A 16,880-nucleotide genomic window follows, 5' to 3' on the forward strand; every position below is an offset into this window, starting at 1 on the left:
AAACCAATTTTTATTATTTAATAAAAACTAATATTGCCCAAGGGGTTGATTTTGAGCATCAACCCTGTGGGGGGGAGGACGGTGTAACCNCTCCTCCCCCCCACACACACGGCAAGAATGATTATTATTATTGTTTATTCTCAATAAGCCCTCTAGTTTTTGACAATTTATAGAGCGATCTCCACGGCTGAAACCCTCTTTCAATCAGGGTTTTAACGGGCTTGTCACCCCGTGAGGGAACAAAGTCTTATAATGCTCAAGCACAACAAGTTCCCGATGATCAAAAAGACTTCCATTATGGAATTTTGTATGCGGATGTTTTCCCTGTAGGAACGGCAGGTATTCCTCCCACATTATTAATGGATGATATGTATCACTTTTTACCAGATTATCTACTGGAATACGATCAAAAACATTGTCGTGGGGAAGGTGATATGTTGATTCAACTAGGGATTACTTTTCAGCGATCTATGTACAATGTTACCTCTGCCGTTATTCAAGCATTACGTCAAGCTTTGTTATATCCCTTAGACGATGAAAACCCCAAACATTTATTAAAAAATCGTCAATTTTTTGAGTCACAAATGGATAGATTTTTGCGTCCAGAAGCCCGTTTAAGGGACATTCAAAATCAAGAATATCGTTAGGAAAAGGGAAAAGTATGAATGATTACAAAGATTGGTTAGAAATCAGATTAATTTCAATTATAACAACACACGGGATGTTCAAAACGCCTGTTTTTAAACAGGTGATGTAGAACCACTCGGCATCGCAGCGCATTCCCTTGCGCCCTTCGGGTTAGCCACTTGCTCCTCGACGGAAACCGCCAAGACCGCAGTGGACTCACCGTAAGACGCCGCGGGGTCGCTGCTCATTTTTAAATGCCGTGAATATGGTAAAATAAAGTAAGTCAGTACAAGACTTAAAAACCTACCGGGGGACTCTCGGAAAGTACACGCCCAACACCTGAATTGGCAGGGTTTAAGGAAATATCACTACGCCCTTTGAGGCAAACGTGGTGAGCCTGGGAACTTGTGAAAACAAGATAATAACCATCCCGACAGGGATTCGTTATGAATCTCCTGCCCTTCAGCCAGGAGAGCGTCAAAAATCGTAGGGTGGGTAATGCCGACCTTTGCCGTTTTCTATTGATTTTCCTGTTAATTCTCTTGGTTTTCTTGGAATTGTTGATGGGCAACTGCTCTTAATTTTCTATAAAAATCTGAAGAGTCAGAAAGGGGAACAAACTGATTAATGGAGCTTGGGGTTTTCTCTGGTTTTAAGCTAGTTCTATATTCTAATTCTGGTTCATCTATTGTTGAGTTATCTACCTCCACTGGGTGCGAATTACCATTGTTCGAGGAAGGTTTATGATTATTTTGGCAGGTTAATTTGTCTGAAGCGACGGAAATGGGGATAACTATTTTCTTAACTAATTCTTTAATTGGAGTTAAAGTAATAATAGTGTTTGAGGGGGTTGGGGGGCATTGCTCTAGGGGTAATGGTTTTTCTTCTACTGCTTCCTCTTGGAAGTGGTTATGATCGCTGAAATCTTTAATCAAGAGATTCCCCGTGATAAATCGTTCAAACTCGTGAGTAAAATGATAGGTAGGTTGTCCCAATCGTTTCCAGAGGTCGAGAATATGCTCCACAGAAATAGCCTTATAACGCCCTTGATAGAGGGCTTCGAGAATGGCGAGACGAATCCAGTACACTGAATAATAGGCCGCCCAGTTCTCAACTAATTCAGAAATGGCAATTTGTTTGGTCTCGAATCCATAACGAGTTAATAATGCTTTTATTTGATTGAGGTTTCTGTCATTGCATTGGTCCATAGCATCTTTACTATCCCTATTACCACTTTTTTACCACATTTTCCCTTTAATAATGTAGCAGTTTATCTTTTTTTTTGGAGACAAGAGAATCCTATGACTATGATTTCGGTTCAAGACGCTCAAACAATTATTCTCGACCTAGTAACCAGTTTACAAGAGACAGAAACCATTGAGTTAGATCAGGCAACAGGAAGAATTTTAGCTGAAGCGGTTACTAGCGGCCTCGATTTCCCTTATTGGGATAATTCTGCTATGGATGGTTATGGGGTACGCTTTGAAGATGTTAATCAAGGGGATACAAATCAACCAATTACCTTAAAAATTGTGGCAGAAATTCCAGCAGGAATTAAGCCTGAAATATCGATTAGATCAAGGGAAGCTTGTCGCATTTTTACCGGAGCCATGTTACCGGATGGGGTTGATACGATTATTATCCAAGAGAAAACGCAAAAACAAGGAACACAAGTTATTGTGTTATCTCCTCCTCAATATTGTGGAGAATTTGTCAGGAAAAAAGGTAATTTTTATCAATCTGGGGATATTTTGTTGAGTGCAGGGACTAAAATTAATGAGCCAGAAATGGCTATTTTGGCCACAGCGCAATGTTCTCAGGTTAAGGTTTATCGTCGTCCTCGTGTGGCTATTTTATCCACAGGAAATGAATTAATTACGACCACTGAAAAGTTAGAACCTGGACAAATTATTGATTCTAATCAATATGCTCTTAAAGCATTCATTATTAAAAATGGGGGAATTCCTATCTCTTTAGGCATTGTTAAAGATGAACCTGCTCTCATTAAACAAAAAATTCTAGAAGCTATAAATACTGCTGATTTTGTTCTTTCAACTGGTGGTGTTTCTGTTGGTGATTATGATTATATAGACAATATATTACTAGAAGTGGGGGGTGAAATTTCCGTTGATAGTGTTGCCATGAAACCAGGAAAACCGTTAACAGTTGCTAAATTTGATAATGGTTGTGTTTATTTTGGTTTACCGGGTAATCCTGTGTCTGCTTTGGTTGGTTGTTGGCGATTGGTTAAACTCGCTTTAGATAAATTTTCAGGGATAAAAGGAGAGCATAAACCCCAATTAATTACTGTAAAATCTGCCCATGATTTATCTTCTCAGGGGAAAAGAGAAACCTACATTTGGGGACAGTTAAAACCAGTAAATGGTGAATATCTATTTAGCTTAGCTAAAGGACAGCAAAACTCCGCTAATTTAATTAATTTAGGATTAACTAATGCTTTAGCTATGTTGCCAATAGGAGTAACAAAAATTAAGGAAGGGGAAACTGTCACAGTTCTTATGTTGTAAAATTTCTTATATATTAGCTTTTGATTCCTAACTAACTGACTAAAGTATCTTATTATGACTAATATTCCAGTTTCTAGAACTGTTTTAGATCATTTATCTTCTATTAGCCTAAGAAATAATCAAGGTCAAACTTTAAAACCTTTTGAGTTAGCAAAAGACGTACATCGTTTAGGAAGAGATCCAAAAAAAGCCGATCTGATAGTTCCTGAAAAGGATAATTGGATGATGGTTAGTGGTTGTCAAGCTTCTTTTGTCAAAGAGGGGAATAATTATCGAATTTATGACGGTGATCAAGTCAAATCTAGTAGTAATAGATTATTTTTTAATAACTCTTTAATTACCCCAAAACAAGGACTGTTATTACAAGATGGAATGGTAGTTACTGTTGGGACATTAGCACGTAATCATATTATAATTACCTACTCTCATACTAACGCCAATCAACCCTCTAAAAAAAAACAAAAAACAGCTATTTCTATTAAAAATAAATCTGTTTCTATTGGGAGAAACCCTCAAGCTAATTTACCCTTAGATGCACCTACTATTTCTTATGATCACGCTATAATTGATAATAATAGTAAAGGTCAATATATTCTCACAGATCGTAGCACCAATGGTGTATTTGTTAACGGGCAAAAAGTAACAGGTCAAGCTATTATTCCCAACGGATCAACCATTCGTATTGGTCCTTATCTATTAATTCTACAAGGTGATATTTTACGCATTGCGGATAGAGGGGATAATATTCGTCTTGATGCTAAAAACTTAACCAGATTTGTTAAAGATAAAAACGGTGAAAAAATTACTATATTAAAAGATGTTTTTTTACCTATTAATCCTGGTCAATTTGTTGTTATAATTGGAGGAAGTGGCACAGGAAAATCCACTTTAATGAAAACTTTATTAGGAATTGAACAGCTAGAAAATGGCACAGTTGAATTAAATGGAGAAGATTTACGCAAAAACTTTAATATATATCGTAATCTCATCGGTTATGTCCCTCAATATGATATTGTTCATCCTAATTTAACGGTTAGGGAAGTTTTGTATTATGCAGCTAAATTATGTTTACCCCCTGATATTAATCTTGTTCAAGAAAGTGAGAAAGTATTAAACCAAATAGACTTAAAAGAAAGAGAAAATACTTTAGTTAAAAATCTCAGTGGAGGACAACTTAAACGGGTAAGTATGGGGGTTGAATTATTAGCTGATCCTAAGCTTTTCTTCTTAGATGAACCCACATCTGGCCTCGATCCAGGGTTGGATAAAAAAATGATGGAATTACTTAAAGATTTATCTAATGAAGGACGAACTATTATTTTAGTTACTCATACAACTTTAAATATTAATCTCTGCGATCGCCTAGTTTTTCTAGGGAAAGGTGGCAATCTTTGTTATTTTGGACCACCTCAAAAAGCCATAGATTTTTTCGGCATAAAAAGTAACAATTTCGCTGATATTTATGTTCATTTAGAAGATTCAGATAAAGTTGAAAAAGAAACAGAAAGATTTAAAAATGATCCTAATTTTTACGAGCAATATATTAATCAATATCTAGTACAAGCTTCTTCTCAAGCTGTGAAAAAATCTAATCCCCAAAAAGTTAAAATTTCTTTTTTTCAACAGTTTTCTATTCTCTCGCAAAGATATTTCCAATTATTAATAAGAGATCCCCTAAATATTGGGTTATCCCTGGTGACTGCTCCTTTGGGAATTATAGCTATGAGAATTGCTTTATCTGATAAAATACCCTTCATTTTTACCGATGAAAATGACCCTACCTTTGCTACTTTATCTTTAAAAGTTTTGTTTGTTTTTACCTGTGCAGCTATTTGGGTGGGGTTAGCTAGTTCTTTACAAGAAATCATTAAAGAAGCGAAAATTTATCAACGAGAAAGATTGGTTAATTTAGAAATTTTGCCTTATTTAGTGTCAAAAGTAGGGGTTTTAGGAATATTAGTATTTTTACAAAGTTTATTAATATCTTTAATTATTTTTATCTGTTTTAATTCCCCAGAGTCAAACCTATTAGCTTGGGTACTAGGAACGGAAATAACAATATTTTTGACATCATTTTCTACTATTAGTTTAGGTATTATGGTATCAGCTTTTGTTAACAATATAACACAAGCTAATAGTTCTTTACCTTTATTACTTTTACCTCAAATTATTTTTTCAGGGGTCTTATTTAAAATGACAGGTATTGGTAAACTGCTATCTTGGTTAATGATTAGTCGTTGGTCCGTGGGTGCATTAGGTAGTTTAGTAGATATTCCTTCTTTGATCCCTTAAGCACAACCAATTTCACCCTTAAACCCTAATCCAGTACTTATTAATGTGGATATTCCTACAGAGGTTTATTCTGCCAATTCTAGCAATTTATTAATCAATTGGAGCTTATTATTATTACATAGTTTAATTTATTGGATTGTAACTTATATGTTGCAGAAACGCAAAGATATTTTATAAAAAAATAAACAATATTCTAGATTTTAATTACCCAAAAAGGTTATAATAAGAAAGGAGAAAATTAACTATGATCTAAAAATATGGGTAACACCTTTGGCCATCTATTTCGGATTACAACCTTTGGAGAATCTCACGGGGGAGGAGTCGGGGTTATTATTGATGGTTGTCCCCCTCGTTTAAACCTATCAGAAAGCGATATACAAGGAGACTTAGATCGTCGTCGCCCCGGACAAAGTAAGATTACCACACCTCGTAAAGAAACGGACACCTGTGAGATTATTTCAGGGGTATTTCAAGGGAAAACATTGGGAACACCTATTGCAATTTTAGTTCGTAATAAAGACGCGCGATCGCAAGATTATAATGAGATGGCGGCCAAGTTTCGTCCTTCCCACGCAGACGCAACTTATGAAGCCAAGTATGGGATCAGAAACTGGCAGGGTGGGGGGCGATCTTCTGCCAGAGAAACTATTGGCAGGGTTGCAGCAGGTGCTATTGCTAAAAAAATATTATATCAAGTTGCTAATGTAGAAATTATTGGCTATGTAAAACGTATTAAAAATTTAGAGGGAAATGTTAACCCAGATACCGTTACCCTAGAAGAAGTAGAGAGTAATATTCTTCGTTGTCCCGATCAAGAAATGGCAGAAAAAATGATCGATCTGATCGATCAAACTCGACGAGATAAAGACTCTATTGGGGGTGTAGTTGAATGTATTGCTCGTTATGTTCCCAAAGGGTTAGGAGAGCCTGTTTTTGACAAATTAGAGGCAGATTTAGCCAAAGCAGTTATGTCCCTTCCGGCCAGCAAAGGGTTTGAAATTGGTTCAGGTTTTGCTGGAACGTTATTAATAGGAAGTGAACATAATGACGAATTTTATATTGATGATGACGGAAATATTCGCACCAAAACCAATCGCTCAGGAGGTATTCAAGGAGGAATTAGTAACGGAGAAAATATCATTATTCGTGTTGCTTTTAAACCTACTGCTACCATTGGTAAAGAACAAAAAACAGTTACTTCTGAGAGCGAAGAGACAACTTTAGCCGCCAAAGGAAGACACGATCCTTGTGTTTTATCTAGGGCTGTTCCTATGGTAGAAGCGATGGTTGCCTTGGTATTATGCGATCATTTATTACGTTGGCAAGGCCAGTGTAAAGTGTTAACTTAATTGTCTTAATTTAGTGAGCATGAGGCTCACCGAATAATTGTTAATTGCTGAAACTGACTGGAAACGACTAATAACAAGAAAAGCACTTGAAGTCTTGCCTTGTTTCGACCTCAGTGCTTTTCTCTTCACATTCTCACACCACAGAATCACTCTTTCACACCACAATCGAACTAAATCGATTAATAATAAATATAAAAGTTTTATTCTTGAGCAGCAACCAACAATAGACAGTTTTAAAAGTGTCATAGTCTAAGCTTTAAAAAATAAACTTTTTATAAAATAAACCTTTAGAATTAATAAAATATTTTGATGTATATATGAAATTGTGCTAGTCCTGAACAGTTGATAATTAGGGTTTGCTGAATAAAAGCAAAACCCTATTCTTTAAAAGGTTACACCCATATTCGCGATCGCAAAAAAGATCAGCTTTGTCGGCTACAAACCGCTATAATTGGTAGAAACACCTCCCAGTTGTTGGTCAAGAACAAATGTATCGAAAAGAGGGGCAACCTTTACCGCCCCCAGAAAAATTTGAATTACCTTTCGAGGGCAAATTGTCCCCCAATAATCGTTGGGTAATCATGGCAGAGTTGATACCTTGGGATGATTTTGAGGAAGAATATGCTAAACTTTTTTCAGCAGAAAAAGGTGCGCCAGCCAAACTATTTAGAATGGCATTAGGGACATTAATTATTAAGGAAAAATTAGGAACAAGTGATAGAGAAACTATAGAACAGATTAGAGAAAATCCCTATCTACAATACTTTATAGGTTTAAATTGTTATCAACAAGAGCCACCACTGGAATCTTCAATGCTAGTTCATTTTAGGAAAAGAATTGATGGAGAATTGATAAACAAAATCAATAAAAAAATAGTAAAAAGGGAAATAGACAAGAGTGATAAAGAAGTAAAAAAAAAGGATTGTCTCCAAGAAAAAGGAGAAAAAATAAAAAATAAAGGTAAACTAATTTTAGATGCGACTTGTGCGCCAGCAGACATCAAATACCCAACGGATTTAGGCATATTAAATCAAGCCAGAATTGAGACAGAAAGAATAATAGATAATCTTTATAAACCATTAAGAGTAAAATTGAGAAAAAAGCCGAGAACTTCTAGAAAAATTGCTAGAAAGGAATACTTAAAAGTAGCTAAAAAACGAAAAGTATCTTATCAAGAAAGAAGAAAAGCTATCGGGAAACAGTTAAAATACCTTAAGAAAAATTTAGGAAATATAGAAGACTTAATTCAAGCTGGGGCTTCCCTGGAAAATCTGAGTAAAAGACAGAAAAATTGTCTAGAGACTATCAAAAAAGTTTATGAACAACAACAGTCAATGTGGGAGAATAAGACCCAGAGTGTTCCTCAAAGAATTGTAAGTTTAACTCAACCGCATATTCGTCCAATAGTGAGGGGAAAAGCAGGAAAACCAATAGAGTTTGGAGCTAAACTCTCAGTAAGCTGTGTGGGTAACTATGTGTTTCTAGACAAAATAAGTTGGGAAAACTTCAATGAATCTTGTCATTTAAAAGAACAAGTAGAAAAGTATAAAGAAACGTTTGGCTATTATCCCGAATCCGTCCATGTAGATAAAATTTATCGAACTAGGGAAAACAGAAATTGGTGTAAGGAAAGAGGGATAAGAATCAGTGGTCCGAAGTTAGGAAGACCTCCGAAAAATGTCAGTGAAGAAGAAAAGAAACAAGCCCACTCCGATGAATGCTTCCGTAATGCTATTGAGGGAAAGTTTGGACAAGCTAAACGAAGATTTAGCCTAAATCTCGTGATGACAAAACTCCCTGAAACCTCCATTACATCTATTGCTATTACATTTTTAGTTGTCAATCTTTCTAAACTTCTGAGGCAGTTTGTGTCGCTTTTTTTGTCCTTATTTACTAATAATAGAACAGGGGAACCTCTCAAACCGCCTTTCATTAATTTTGATTATACTTTAAACAATTTTTATGTACTAAAACTTATTGATTTGTCAGAAAATTCTTGGTCAAAAGTGGCATAAATTTTGGAGAAACTTTTTCAGCAAACCCTAATTAATAATATCAAAATGGGTATCCTATTTAAGATTAGTGGTTGTTCTCTCAACTAGATTAAGAGAATTATTATGCAAATTGTCAGAAGATTATTAGTCAAAAACACTGATGAAGGGTTTACACTCCTAGAATTAATGATTGTCGTTATCATTCTGGGAATCTTGGCAGCGATCACTGTTCCGCAGCTATTAGGGATGGTTGCTAAAGCAAGGGAAACCGAAATTCAAACTCAAATCGCTAGTTTACTTCGGGCGCAAAATGCCTATTTTCTAGAAAACGGAGAATTTCTCAAGATTAATAATAAAAACATGATAGCGCATAACCATGATTTAGACGTAACTATCGAGAATGATAAGTATAATATCCGCACCACTTTAGCCAGCCAATACAATGCAGTTAGGGTTAAAGCAACAGCCCTCAACGATTATCGTGACAGCCACAAAAACTACACGGCTGGCTTGCATTATTCAGGGGGAATGTTTGCTTCTGTTACCTGTCAAACCCATGATCCAGGAGGAGACATTAGCTTTATTGCCCAATTTACCCTATCAGGCGATCGCCCCGAAGCCAAGTGTGATTTAAACAAAACTATAGAAATTAGATAGGAGACAGAAAAGCGTTCTGTCCCCACAAGGAAAATTAAACCAAACCACCAGCAGCTTGAAGACGGGCCCTGGCACGTTTAAACGCGCTAGTAGCTTTCATTTGTTCGCTAGCTTCTCCAGTCTTATTAGCTTCTTCTAAACGGCTTTGAGCAGCACTGTAGTCTGCTTTAGCGGTTTCTTTGTCAATATCATCTCCAGCTTCAGCAGAGTTAACTAAGACTTTGATTTCATCTTGTTCCACTTCAGCAAAGCCACCCATGACAGCAATACTCTTCCAGTCTTTGTCGGGACGGACACGGATCACACCAGTATCCAAAGCAGTTAATAGAGGGGCGTGGCCACCTAAAATCCCCAGTTGTCCAGAGGTACTAGGTAAGATGATTTCCTCTACGTCACCGTCCCAAACGGTTTTATCCGGGGTAATTACACGAACTGTTAATGGCATATCAGTAATTGATTATCGGTGATTAGTAACCAGTAGAGGCAAAGGCCCCTACCAGTAATGCAAATAAAACAAAACCTATGCTTGTTTTAGTTTTTCAGCTTTAGCTTTAGCTTCCTCAATGTCTCCCACTAAGTAAAAAGCTTGTTCAGGAAGATCATCTAACTGACCATCGAGAATCATCTGGAAGCCTTTGATGGTGTCTGCTAAAGAAACATACTTACCAGGAGATCCGGTAAATACTTCTGCTACAAAGAAAGGTTGAGATAAGAAACGCTCGATTTTACGGGCCCGATCTACGGTACGACGATCGTCTTCTGACAATTCGTCCAATCCGAGAATGGCGATAATATCCTGTAACTCTTTGTACCGTTGTAGGGTAGATTGTACAGCACGAGCGGTATCATAGTGTTCGTCCCCAACAACACTAGGCTGTAACATAGTGCTAGTGGAGTCTAGGGGATCAACCGCAGGATAAATACCTTTAGAAGCTAAACCACGGGATAATACAGTGGTTCCGTCTAAGTGAGCGAAGGTAGTAGCAGGAGCAGGATCGGTTAAATCATCCGCAGGTACATAAACCGCCTGAATGGAGGTAATAGAACCTTCTTTGGTAGAGGTAATACGTTCTTGTAGATCCCCCACGTCCGTGCCTAGAGTGGGTTGATATCCCACCGCAGAAGGCATCCGTCCTAAGAGTGCAGATACTTCAGAACCAGCTTGAACGAAACGGAAAATATTATCAACAAATAACAATACGTCTTGCTTGTTGACATCACGGAAGTATTCCGCCATGGTCAAACCAGATAAACCGACCCGCATTCTCGCTCCGGGGGGTTCGTTCATTTGTCCGTAAACTAGGGCAATTTTCGATTCTGAGAGGTTCTCGGGGTTAATTACCTTAGATTCGATCATTTCGTTGTAGAGGTCATTTCCTTCGCGAGTCCGTTCCCCTACTCCAGCGAACACGGATACACCCCCGTGTTGGATGGCGATGTTGTTGATCAACTCCATCATAATAACGGTTTTTCCCACACCTGCTCCGCCAAACAAACCAATTTTTCCGCCTTGACGGTAAGGGGTGAGGAGATCGATAACCTTGATACCAGTTTCAAAGACTTTAGGTTTAGTTTCTAAGTCCGTTAATTTGGGGGCGGGACGGTGGATAGGAGAGGTTTCTTCGTTGCCCACGTCTCCCATTTCATCTACAGGTTCCCCTAAAACGTTAAAAATACGCCCCAAGGTGGCTTTTCCCACGGGAACGCTGATAGGTGAGCCTGAATCAACAATGTCCATACCTCTGACTAAACCATCTGTCCCACTCATAGCAACGGCGCGGACTTGGTTATCACCGAGTAACTGTTGCACTTCACAGGTAACGGAAACGGTGTCTCCTGCGAAGTTTTGCCCTTCTACTTTGAGGGCGTTATAGATACGAGGTAAATTACCACTGGGAAATTCAGCATCGACCACAGGACCGATGATTTGAGTGATTTTACCAACGCTTGTTTCTTGTGTTGTAGCTACCATGCTTATCTTTGATGTTTGGGGATTAATTGATCAATTTGGCTCAGGGATATTATTTAACCCTTTGGCTACGCGGAAGTTGAGCCTGTTAAAGCTCAAGATTAACATCGAGCAAGGTCGAGATGTCTATAGTTGTTTTCGCCACCCTATAGATTACCACTTCTCGGTCATTGGGGAAACGGTTTGATTCCGTTTTGTCAAGATAGTCCAAACAAACCCTTTAGTTTGAACCATTGGGATCTCAGTTGCCAAAATTTACTGGATTTCATGGCAACTATTTCTTGAGATAAAGTTAAGTTTTCTCTTTTGCTATGTTCTAACGCAGATTTACATTCTTCTAATTCTGCTTGGAGAGTTAAAATTTCCTTATTGCTATGTTCTAACGCAGATTTACATCCTTCTAATTCTGCTTGGAGAGTTAAAATTTCCTTATTGCTATATTCTAATGCAGATTTACATCCTTCTAATTCTGTTTGGAGAGTTTTAACAAATTCGTCTTCCCCAGGTTGGTATAAGTATGGTAGGGCTAATGAAGGTAGGGTTTTACTATTAACAAAAACACAATCAATTGTGTGTAGTTTATCATTTTCTTCTCGAAAACAATCCCCATAATCCCAAAGATAAAAATTAAATCTTGCTAACCAATTCATGATTTCTAAGAGCAAAGGACATTCTTGGTTATAGCCTCTACAAACCCACGTCTCTAACAATAATATATCTACTTGCGGTAGGGTATTGGTTGCCCCTTTCAGCATGGCTAGTTCATACCCTTGGATATCAGCTTTGATAACTTGGGGTTGAGGTAAATTAAATTGTTTAATCGCATCATCCATCTTGAAAACAGGGACAGACATTTTTGTTAAATCTTCATTTTCCGGCATGGCTAGAAGGGTACTACTAAAACCTTCTGAGAAGATAGACATGGTTTTTTTTTCGTTATTTTCTCCTAACCCATATTTATGTAGGGTAAACTTAGATGATTTTTCTAAATTACTCTGCATTATTGATGTATAACTGGGAACATGATCCACCAATGGTTCAAAGAGATGGTAGGCTGCATCGGGAACAATCTTTTGGATTAAATAAGACCATTTACCATTAGATGCGCCTACATCAAAAATTACATCGGGATGATAGTCTAGATTCTTTAGAGTCTTAAAAATCTCTTGATCTAATTGTGCAAATTTATATTTATCTCTCATCTAAAAGTTACAAATTAAACTGTTTATTAATAAAAAAATGAGGGCAAAAAGCCCTCCCTCATAAGCTTAATAGGCTAAGGTTTCTAAGGTTTCCCTGAGATAAGACCGAACCTGTTGATCGAGGGATTTTACATCGGGTTCTGTTTCTTGTTGTGCTTGCCATTGTTGAAACCCTGAACAGTCGGCGATCGCCTGTTGCAGAGTTTCCCAAACGGCCGCCTCTTGTTGCTGGTTTCCCCTCATAGTTGAGTTGTTCATCGTTCTATGCACCTCTGATTTTACTAGCTTTTAGCATAACTCAAGTCTTTTGTTCCTGCTGATATCTTGGACACAATTCTGAAAAAATTATAAAGTTTTTTCCTTCAAATCTGAGGCCACATCAAGGGTGGGAATCAAAAAGATTTTACTTACGGGTAAGCCGATTACTGTAAACTTGGCAGTAACTTGATTTGAGGGAATGGCTTCCGTTGCTAACCAGGTTTTGTCTGAAGTCGATAACACCCCTAAAACGCTGACGGCAACTTGTACCACCAGGTTACATAAGCAGAAGGCCACAGCAGCGATGATCAATCCCAAAAATCGCCACTGTGGTAACATAGATGCGGTGATGGCTGCGAAGGGTGCTAATTGATACAGTAACCAACCCACGCCTAATAACCCCACGGCTGCGAGTCCATGAAAAACCTTGTTTTTCCTGGTCTGCAAAAGTCTCAATATTTTTCGTTGTTCTTCTGTTAAACTTTTGGGTCTAACGGATAGGAAAAGAAAGCCAAAAAAGTCGAAGGGTTTTGTCCATTGCATCCAAAGAATAGGCATGACTCCCAGGATACCAACTATAAGTAATTCTAACCAATAAAATGACCAAGGATCACTCACAGCTAATCCTATCCAAACCACAACTAATAACAGAGGAGCAATGGCTAACCCTGCCAAATGAATCCACAAAAAAGGTTCCAGACGAAAGTTATTCATAAACGAAAAAAATAGTTATTAGTCCTTACAATTATGATAGCAAATTTCTCTTCATTTTTACCCTTCAAGAAACAAGACTTAATCAAGAGCTTATTGCTGCTCTTTTTGGCTTTTCTTTTAACTGCTTGTCAAAGTAGTGCTGTTCCTTTAGAATTTGCCCCTGATGGTAAAATTGTCCAACAAGCGATCGCCTTACAACTTGAACAACGCTTAAACCCTTTAAGTGAACAGTTAAAAACCACAAAACCTCGATTAAATATCAACAATATTAATGTCCAAAACATAGATACTGTCACTATTGGTGATTTACCCAGTTATCACTTAACAGGAACCTATAACTTAAAACTTATTTTACCTCGTCAAGAAATTAAACAAAACAAAAATAAATTTGATGTTTATCTTCAACGACAAGCAGAAGGGAAAACTTGGCGACTCCTTAGTAAAGATAATAAAACTTCTAAGCAAGAATCTGTCTGGAAAAGCTATTTAATTTCAATGTGATAGACTACTAACATTATCATATTAATTTTATTTTTTTATGATACACTACCATCAACTGATTACATCTACTCGTTTTGGTTCGGGTTTCGAGGTAACTTTACCAGGAGATGGCACTTATTTCCTACTCTTAGATAGCTTTAGCAATAGTTTAGCTAACTATCGTTTCCGGGTTGTTTAATGTCATATCATTTTGATCAACTTCGACTAAATAAGTTGGTATTGTAGGGGTTAACGGCCGTTAACCCCTACTTTTTGAAATTGATATTAACCTGAGTTCGATATAAGGAAATTTATAGACAACTGGTCTTTCATCAAGAGTCTTAAACCCTGATTATCTCATGGAAAAAACTCCAACTCCGAACTCCGAACTCCTAACACCGAACTCAGGTTATTAGGGATCTCGATGACATCATCAATCATTACTAACTTTCTTAAGTTTCTTAAAGAGATTTTTCGATTCAATAAATTATCTTAAGATTTAATTACGTAGTGTTCCTGATCAGACCCATTACTGCATAATTAGGGTAGTTGCAGAGAATTGGGTTAAATACCCTGAGTTTTGCTAAAGTTTGACAGAGAAAAAGTCTCTTGTTTAACAATGAGACCATTCTATAACACTGCGCATTATGATTAGGGCGTGACGAAGGTTCCTTCTGTTTCGGAGTAACAGTGGGAGGGTGCGGAATAATGTCCTGGCTGATTTTTGCACGGCTATAGAATCAAGCTTATATGTCTGTTGTTTCCTATTTTTTTGTTTATTTTTATTGGAAATCTCTGGAAAGATTTCCCGATTAACTGTTTTTGGAGTCATTAGTCATGGACGTATCTGGTATTGATCAAACCCCCATAGAAGGAGTGGAAGGATTAATTGCTGAAAGTAATAATCCTTTAGAAGTAAATCCTAATAATTCCCAACAATTGAATAGTTTAAATATTACTGCACAATATAATTTAGATATCGATGGAAACCTGGCGATCGAGGCACAAGATTATAACGTAATTAATTTATATTCAGCAGGATTAGACGAAGCAGAATTTGAAGTTTTACTCGATAGATTCGCCAATGATTTACTAGGTGAGGCTGCTACTCGTACCGAAGCAGATGATATTTTAGGTTATTTGAATGACGCAAGAGACTCATTATTAGATATCGATAATAATGGTATTGTTGAGTAACAAGATAATAACTTAATTAATTTATATGCAGCAGGATTAGACGAAGCAGAATTTGAAGTTTTGCTTGAGCGTTTCCCAGAAGATTTACTAGGTGATGGTGGGACTCGCACCGATGCAGCCTCAATTTTAGCTCGTTTTGAGATAATTTCAAATTTCGATGTTACACCACCGTTAATTAGTGCTAGTTTAGTGGAGGATACAGGAAGCAGTGATAATGATTTCCTGACCAATAATCCTACTATTAGTGGAACAGTAGAAGATATCAGTTTAATTACAGAATTCAAAGCAGGGTTTGATGATGCCTTAGAAGCAGACTTTGTCGATGTATTAGGTCAATTACAAGAGGATGGAAGCTTTAATTTTGATGCAGCTATAATACAGGAAATTAATAATAATACAGAGTTAAGTCAAGGGGAACATACTTTAAAATTAACAGCGACAGATGTAGTAGGAAATAAAGCAGAAACCTTTGAATTCACATTTATATTAGATAGTGAAAATCCAGATTTAATAATCAATACACCAGTAGATGATGGATTTATTAATGGAAGAAGTAATTTAACAGGAAATCTTGAGGGAACAGGTTCTGGTCTTGCCTCATTGAGTTACAGATTTGATCAAGGAGAATTAATTGAAGTAACAGTTGATGAAAATGGCAACTTTGACCAAAGATTTGACGTAACAGGATTGAGCTTTGACGAGCATAGTTTAACCTTAATCGCCACAGATGAAGCAGGAAATATTACAGAAGAAACCGTTAACGTCACAGTACAAGAACTAACATCATTAAGAGTAACAGGGACAACTCCATTAGATGGAGCAACAGAAATCGGTAGTACCTTCCGTCCGCAAGTTTTCTTCAGCGAACCCATAGATACAAGTACCCTGAATGAGAATAACTTTTATGCCTCCTTTGCCGGACAAAAATTAGCAGCCAATATTGTTCCAGGTGAAGACGGAACATTTGCCTGGTTATTTTTTGAAGAAACCATGCCTAATGCGTCCCTCATTCAAGTCACGGTGGATGGTTCAACCATTACCAACCTGGAGGGTTCTAGCTTAGATGCAGACGGAGATGGTATTGCAGGGGGCATACAAACATTTAGCTTTACCACAGTTAGTTTAGAACCCATTCCCAACACCACTATTACTGGGTTTGTACTAGATCCAGGTCCCGACAAACTGCCCTTTACCGAGGATGATTTTGATGCTGGGGCAGATGGAATAGAAGGAACAGAAGATGACATCTTCTTATTACCCATTGCCGGGGCAGAAGTATTTATTTTGGGGTTAGAAGAAGAAGAAAAAGTAATTACCGATGAACAAGGAAGATTTACCTTAACAGAGGTGCCAGTAGGTAACGTCAAAGTTGAAGTACAAGGGATGACGGCCACCAATGCACCAGAAGGGTTCTACTTCCCAGAAATGGTCATGGATGTGAACATAGAACCAGGGGTAGAGAACTTTATCATGGGTATGGAACATATCTATCTACCTCGTATAGATCATGAGATTCTCAACACCGTTACTGCCAGCGAAACAACTATGATCATGGCAGGGGAAGCCAGGTGCGCCAGAATTAAGCGAAGAAGAAAGAAATAGCCTCACCTTAA

14 protein-coding genes and 2 pseudogenes are annotated in these 16,880 nt (G+C 37.5%); 9 read left to right on the top strand and 7 right to left on the bottom strand.

What is annotated here, in order from left to right:
- Positions 1 to 224: 224 nt before the first annotated feature.
- Positions 225 to 647 (top strand): annotated as a pseudogene (locus CWATDRAFT_RS21240) (CO2 hydration protein); the annotation flags it as partial.
- A gap of 513 nt (positions 648 to 1,160) precedes the next feature.
- Here CWATDRAFT_RS21240 and CWATDRAFT_RS21245 read toward each other — a convergent pair.
- Entirely contained in the window at positions 1,161 to 1,835 is a 675-nt protein-coding gene (locus CWATDRAFT_RS21245; RefSeq protein WP_007306977.1) for a hypothetical protein, read from the bottom strand.
- Positions 1,836 to 1,934: 99 nt separating this feature from the next.
- Between CWATDRAFT_RS21245 and CWATDRAFT_RS21250 the strand changes: the two genes are divergently transcribed.
- The 5 genes and pseudogenes from CWATDRAFT_RS21250 (at position 1,935) to CWATDRAFT_RS21270 (ending at position 9,447) form a co-directional block, all read left to right on the top strand.
- Entirely contained in the window at positions 1,935 to 3,155 is a 1,221-nt protein-coding gene (locus CWATDRAFT_RS21250; RefSeq protein WP_042712061.1) for a molybdopterin molybdotransferase MoeA, read from the top strand.
- Between the two features lie 54 nt (positions 3,156 to 3,209).
- Positions 3,210 to 5,624, top strand: a pseudogene (locus CWATDRAFT_RS21255) (ATP-binding cassette domain-containing protein).
- An 80-nt stretch (positions 5,625 to 5,704) separates the two neighbouring features.
- Entirely contained in the window at positions 5,705 to 6,796 is a 1,092-nt protein-coding gene (gene aroC, locus CWATDRAFT_RS21260) for a chorismate synthase (RefSeq protein ID WP_007306966.1), read from the top strand.
- 488 nt (positions 6,797 to 7,284) lie between these two features.
- Positions 7,285 to 8,811: an IS5-like element ISCwa2 family transposase gene (locus CWATDRAFT_RS21265; protein WP_007306967.1), complete on the top strand. Its 1,527-nt coding sequence runs from the start codon at positions 7,285 to 7,287 to the stop codon at positions 8,809 to 8,811.
- A 102-nt stretch (positions 8,812 to 8,913) separates the two neighbouring features.
- Positions 8,914 to 9,447, top strand: a complete 534-nt coding sequence (locus CWATDRAFT_RS21270) for a type IV pilin protein (RefSeq protein WP_007306968.1) — start codon at positions 8,914 to 8,916, stop codon at positions 9,445 to 9,447.
- A gap of 34 nt (positions 9,448 to 9,481) precedes the next feature.
- On the opposite strand, the gene atpC is transcribed toward CWATDRAFT_RS21270, so the two are convergent.
- The 5 genes from atpC to CWATDRAFT_RS21300 all read right to left on the bottom strand — a co-directional run bounded on the left by atpC (position 9,482) and on the right by CWATDRAFT_RS21300 (position 13,590).
- On the bottom strand, positions 9,482 to 9,892 hold the full coding sequence (gene atpC / locus CWATDRAFT_RS21275; RefSeq protein ID WP_007306976.1) for an ATP synthase F1 subunit epsilon: 411 nt from the start codon (positions 9,890 to 9,892) through the stop codon (positions 9,482 to 9,484).
- A 75-nt stretch (positions 9,893 to 9,967) separates the two neighbouring features.
- Positions 9,968 to 11,419, bottom strand: a complete 1,452-nt coding sequence (gene atpD / locus CWATDRAFT_RS21280) for a F0F1 ATP synthase subunit beta (RefSeq protein ID WP_007306975.1) — start codon at positions 11,417 to 11,419, stop codon at positions 9,968 to 9,970.
- A 194-nt stretch (positions 11,420 to 11,613) separates the two neighbouring features.
- On the bottom strand, positions 11,614 to 12,618 hold the full coding sequence (locus CWATDRAFT_RS21290; RefSeq protein ID WP_007306974.1) for an FkbM family methyltransferase: 1,005 nt from the start codon (positions 12,616 to 12,618) through the stop codon (positions 11,614 to 11,616).
- A 66-nt stretch (positions 12,619 to 12,684) separates the two neighbouring features.
- Positions 12,685 to 12,876, bottom strand: coding sequence for a hypothetical protein (locus tag CWATDRAFT_RS21295; protein ID WP_007306973.1), 192 nt, complete (start codon positions 12,874 to 12,876; stop codon positions 12,685 to 12,687).
- An 87-nt stretch (positions 12,877 to 12,963) separates the two neighbouring features.
- Positions 12,964 to 13,590 (bottom strand): low-complexity tail membrane protein, encoded by a 627-nt coding sequence (locus CWATDRAFT_RS21300; protein WP_007306972.1) that lies wholly within the window; start codon positions 13,588 to 13,590, stop codon positions 12,964 to 12,966.
- Positions 13,591 to 13,623: 33 nt separating this feature from the next.
- Here CWATDRAFT_RS21300 and CWATDRAFT_RS21305 point away from each other — a divergent pair, with 33 nt between their 5' ends.
- Positions 13,624 to 14,091, top strand: coding sequence for a hypothetical protein (locus CWATDRAFT_RS21305; protein WP_007306969.1), 468 nt, complete (start codon positions 13,624 to 13,626; stop codon positions 14,089 to 14,091).
- 336 nt (positions 14,092 to 14,427) lie between these two features.
- Here CWATDRAFT_RS21305 and CWATDRAFT_RS41125 read toward each other — a convergent pair whose 3' ends face one another.
- Complete coding sequence (locus CWATDRAFT_RS41125) at positions 14,428 to 14,553, bottom strand: hypothetical protein (protein ID WP_021831705.1); 126 nt, start codon at positions 14,551 to 14,553, stop codon at positions 14,428 to 14,430.
- 339 nt (positions 14,554 to 14,892) lie between these two features.
- On the opposite strand from CWATDRAFT_RS41125, the gene CWATDRAFT_RS21310 reads away from it, so the two are divergent.
- Positions 14,893 to 15,267: a hypothetical protein gene (locus CWATDRAFT_RS21310; RefSeq protein WP_157134140.1), complete on the top strand. Its 375-nt coding sequence runs from the start codon at positions 14,893 to 14,895 to the stop codon at positions 15,265 to 15,267.
- A 60-nt stretch (positions 15,268 to 15,327) separates the two neighbouring features.
- Positions 15,328 to 16,869, top strand: a complete 1,542-nt coding sequence (locus CWATDRAFT_RS21315) for an Ig-like domain-containing protein (RefSeq protein ID WP_007306971.1) — start codon at positions 15,328 to 15,330, stop codon at positions 16,867 to 16,869.
- The last annotated feature ends 11 nt before the right edge of the window (positions 16,870 to 16,880 follow it).

Origin of the sequence: Crocosphaera watsonii WH 8501 (assembly GCF_000167195.1) — a bacterium.
Classification (GTDB): Bacteria; Cyanobacteriota; Cyanobacteriia; order Cyanobacteriales; family Microcystaceae; genus Crocosphaera; species Crocosphaera watsonii.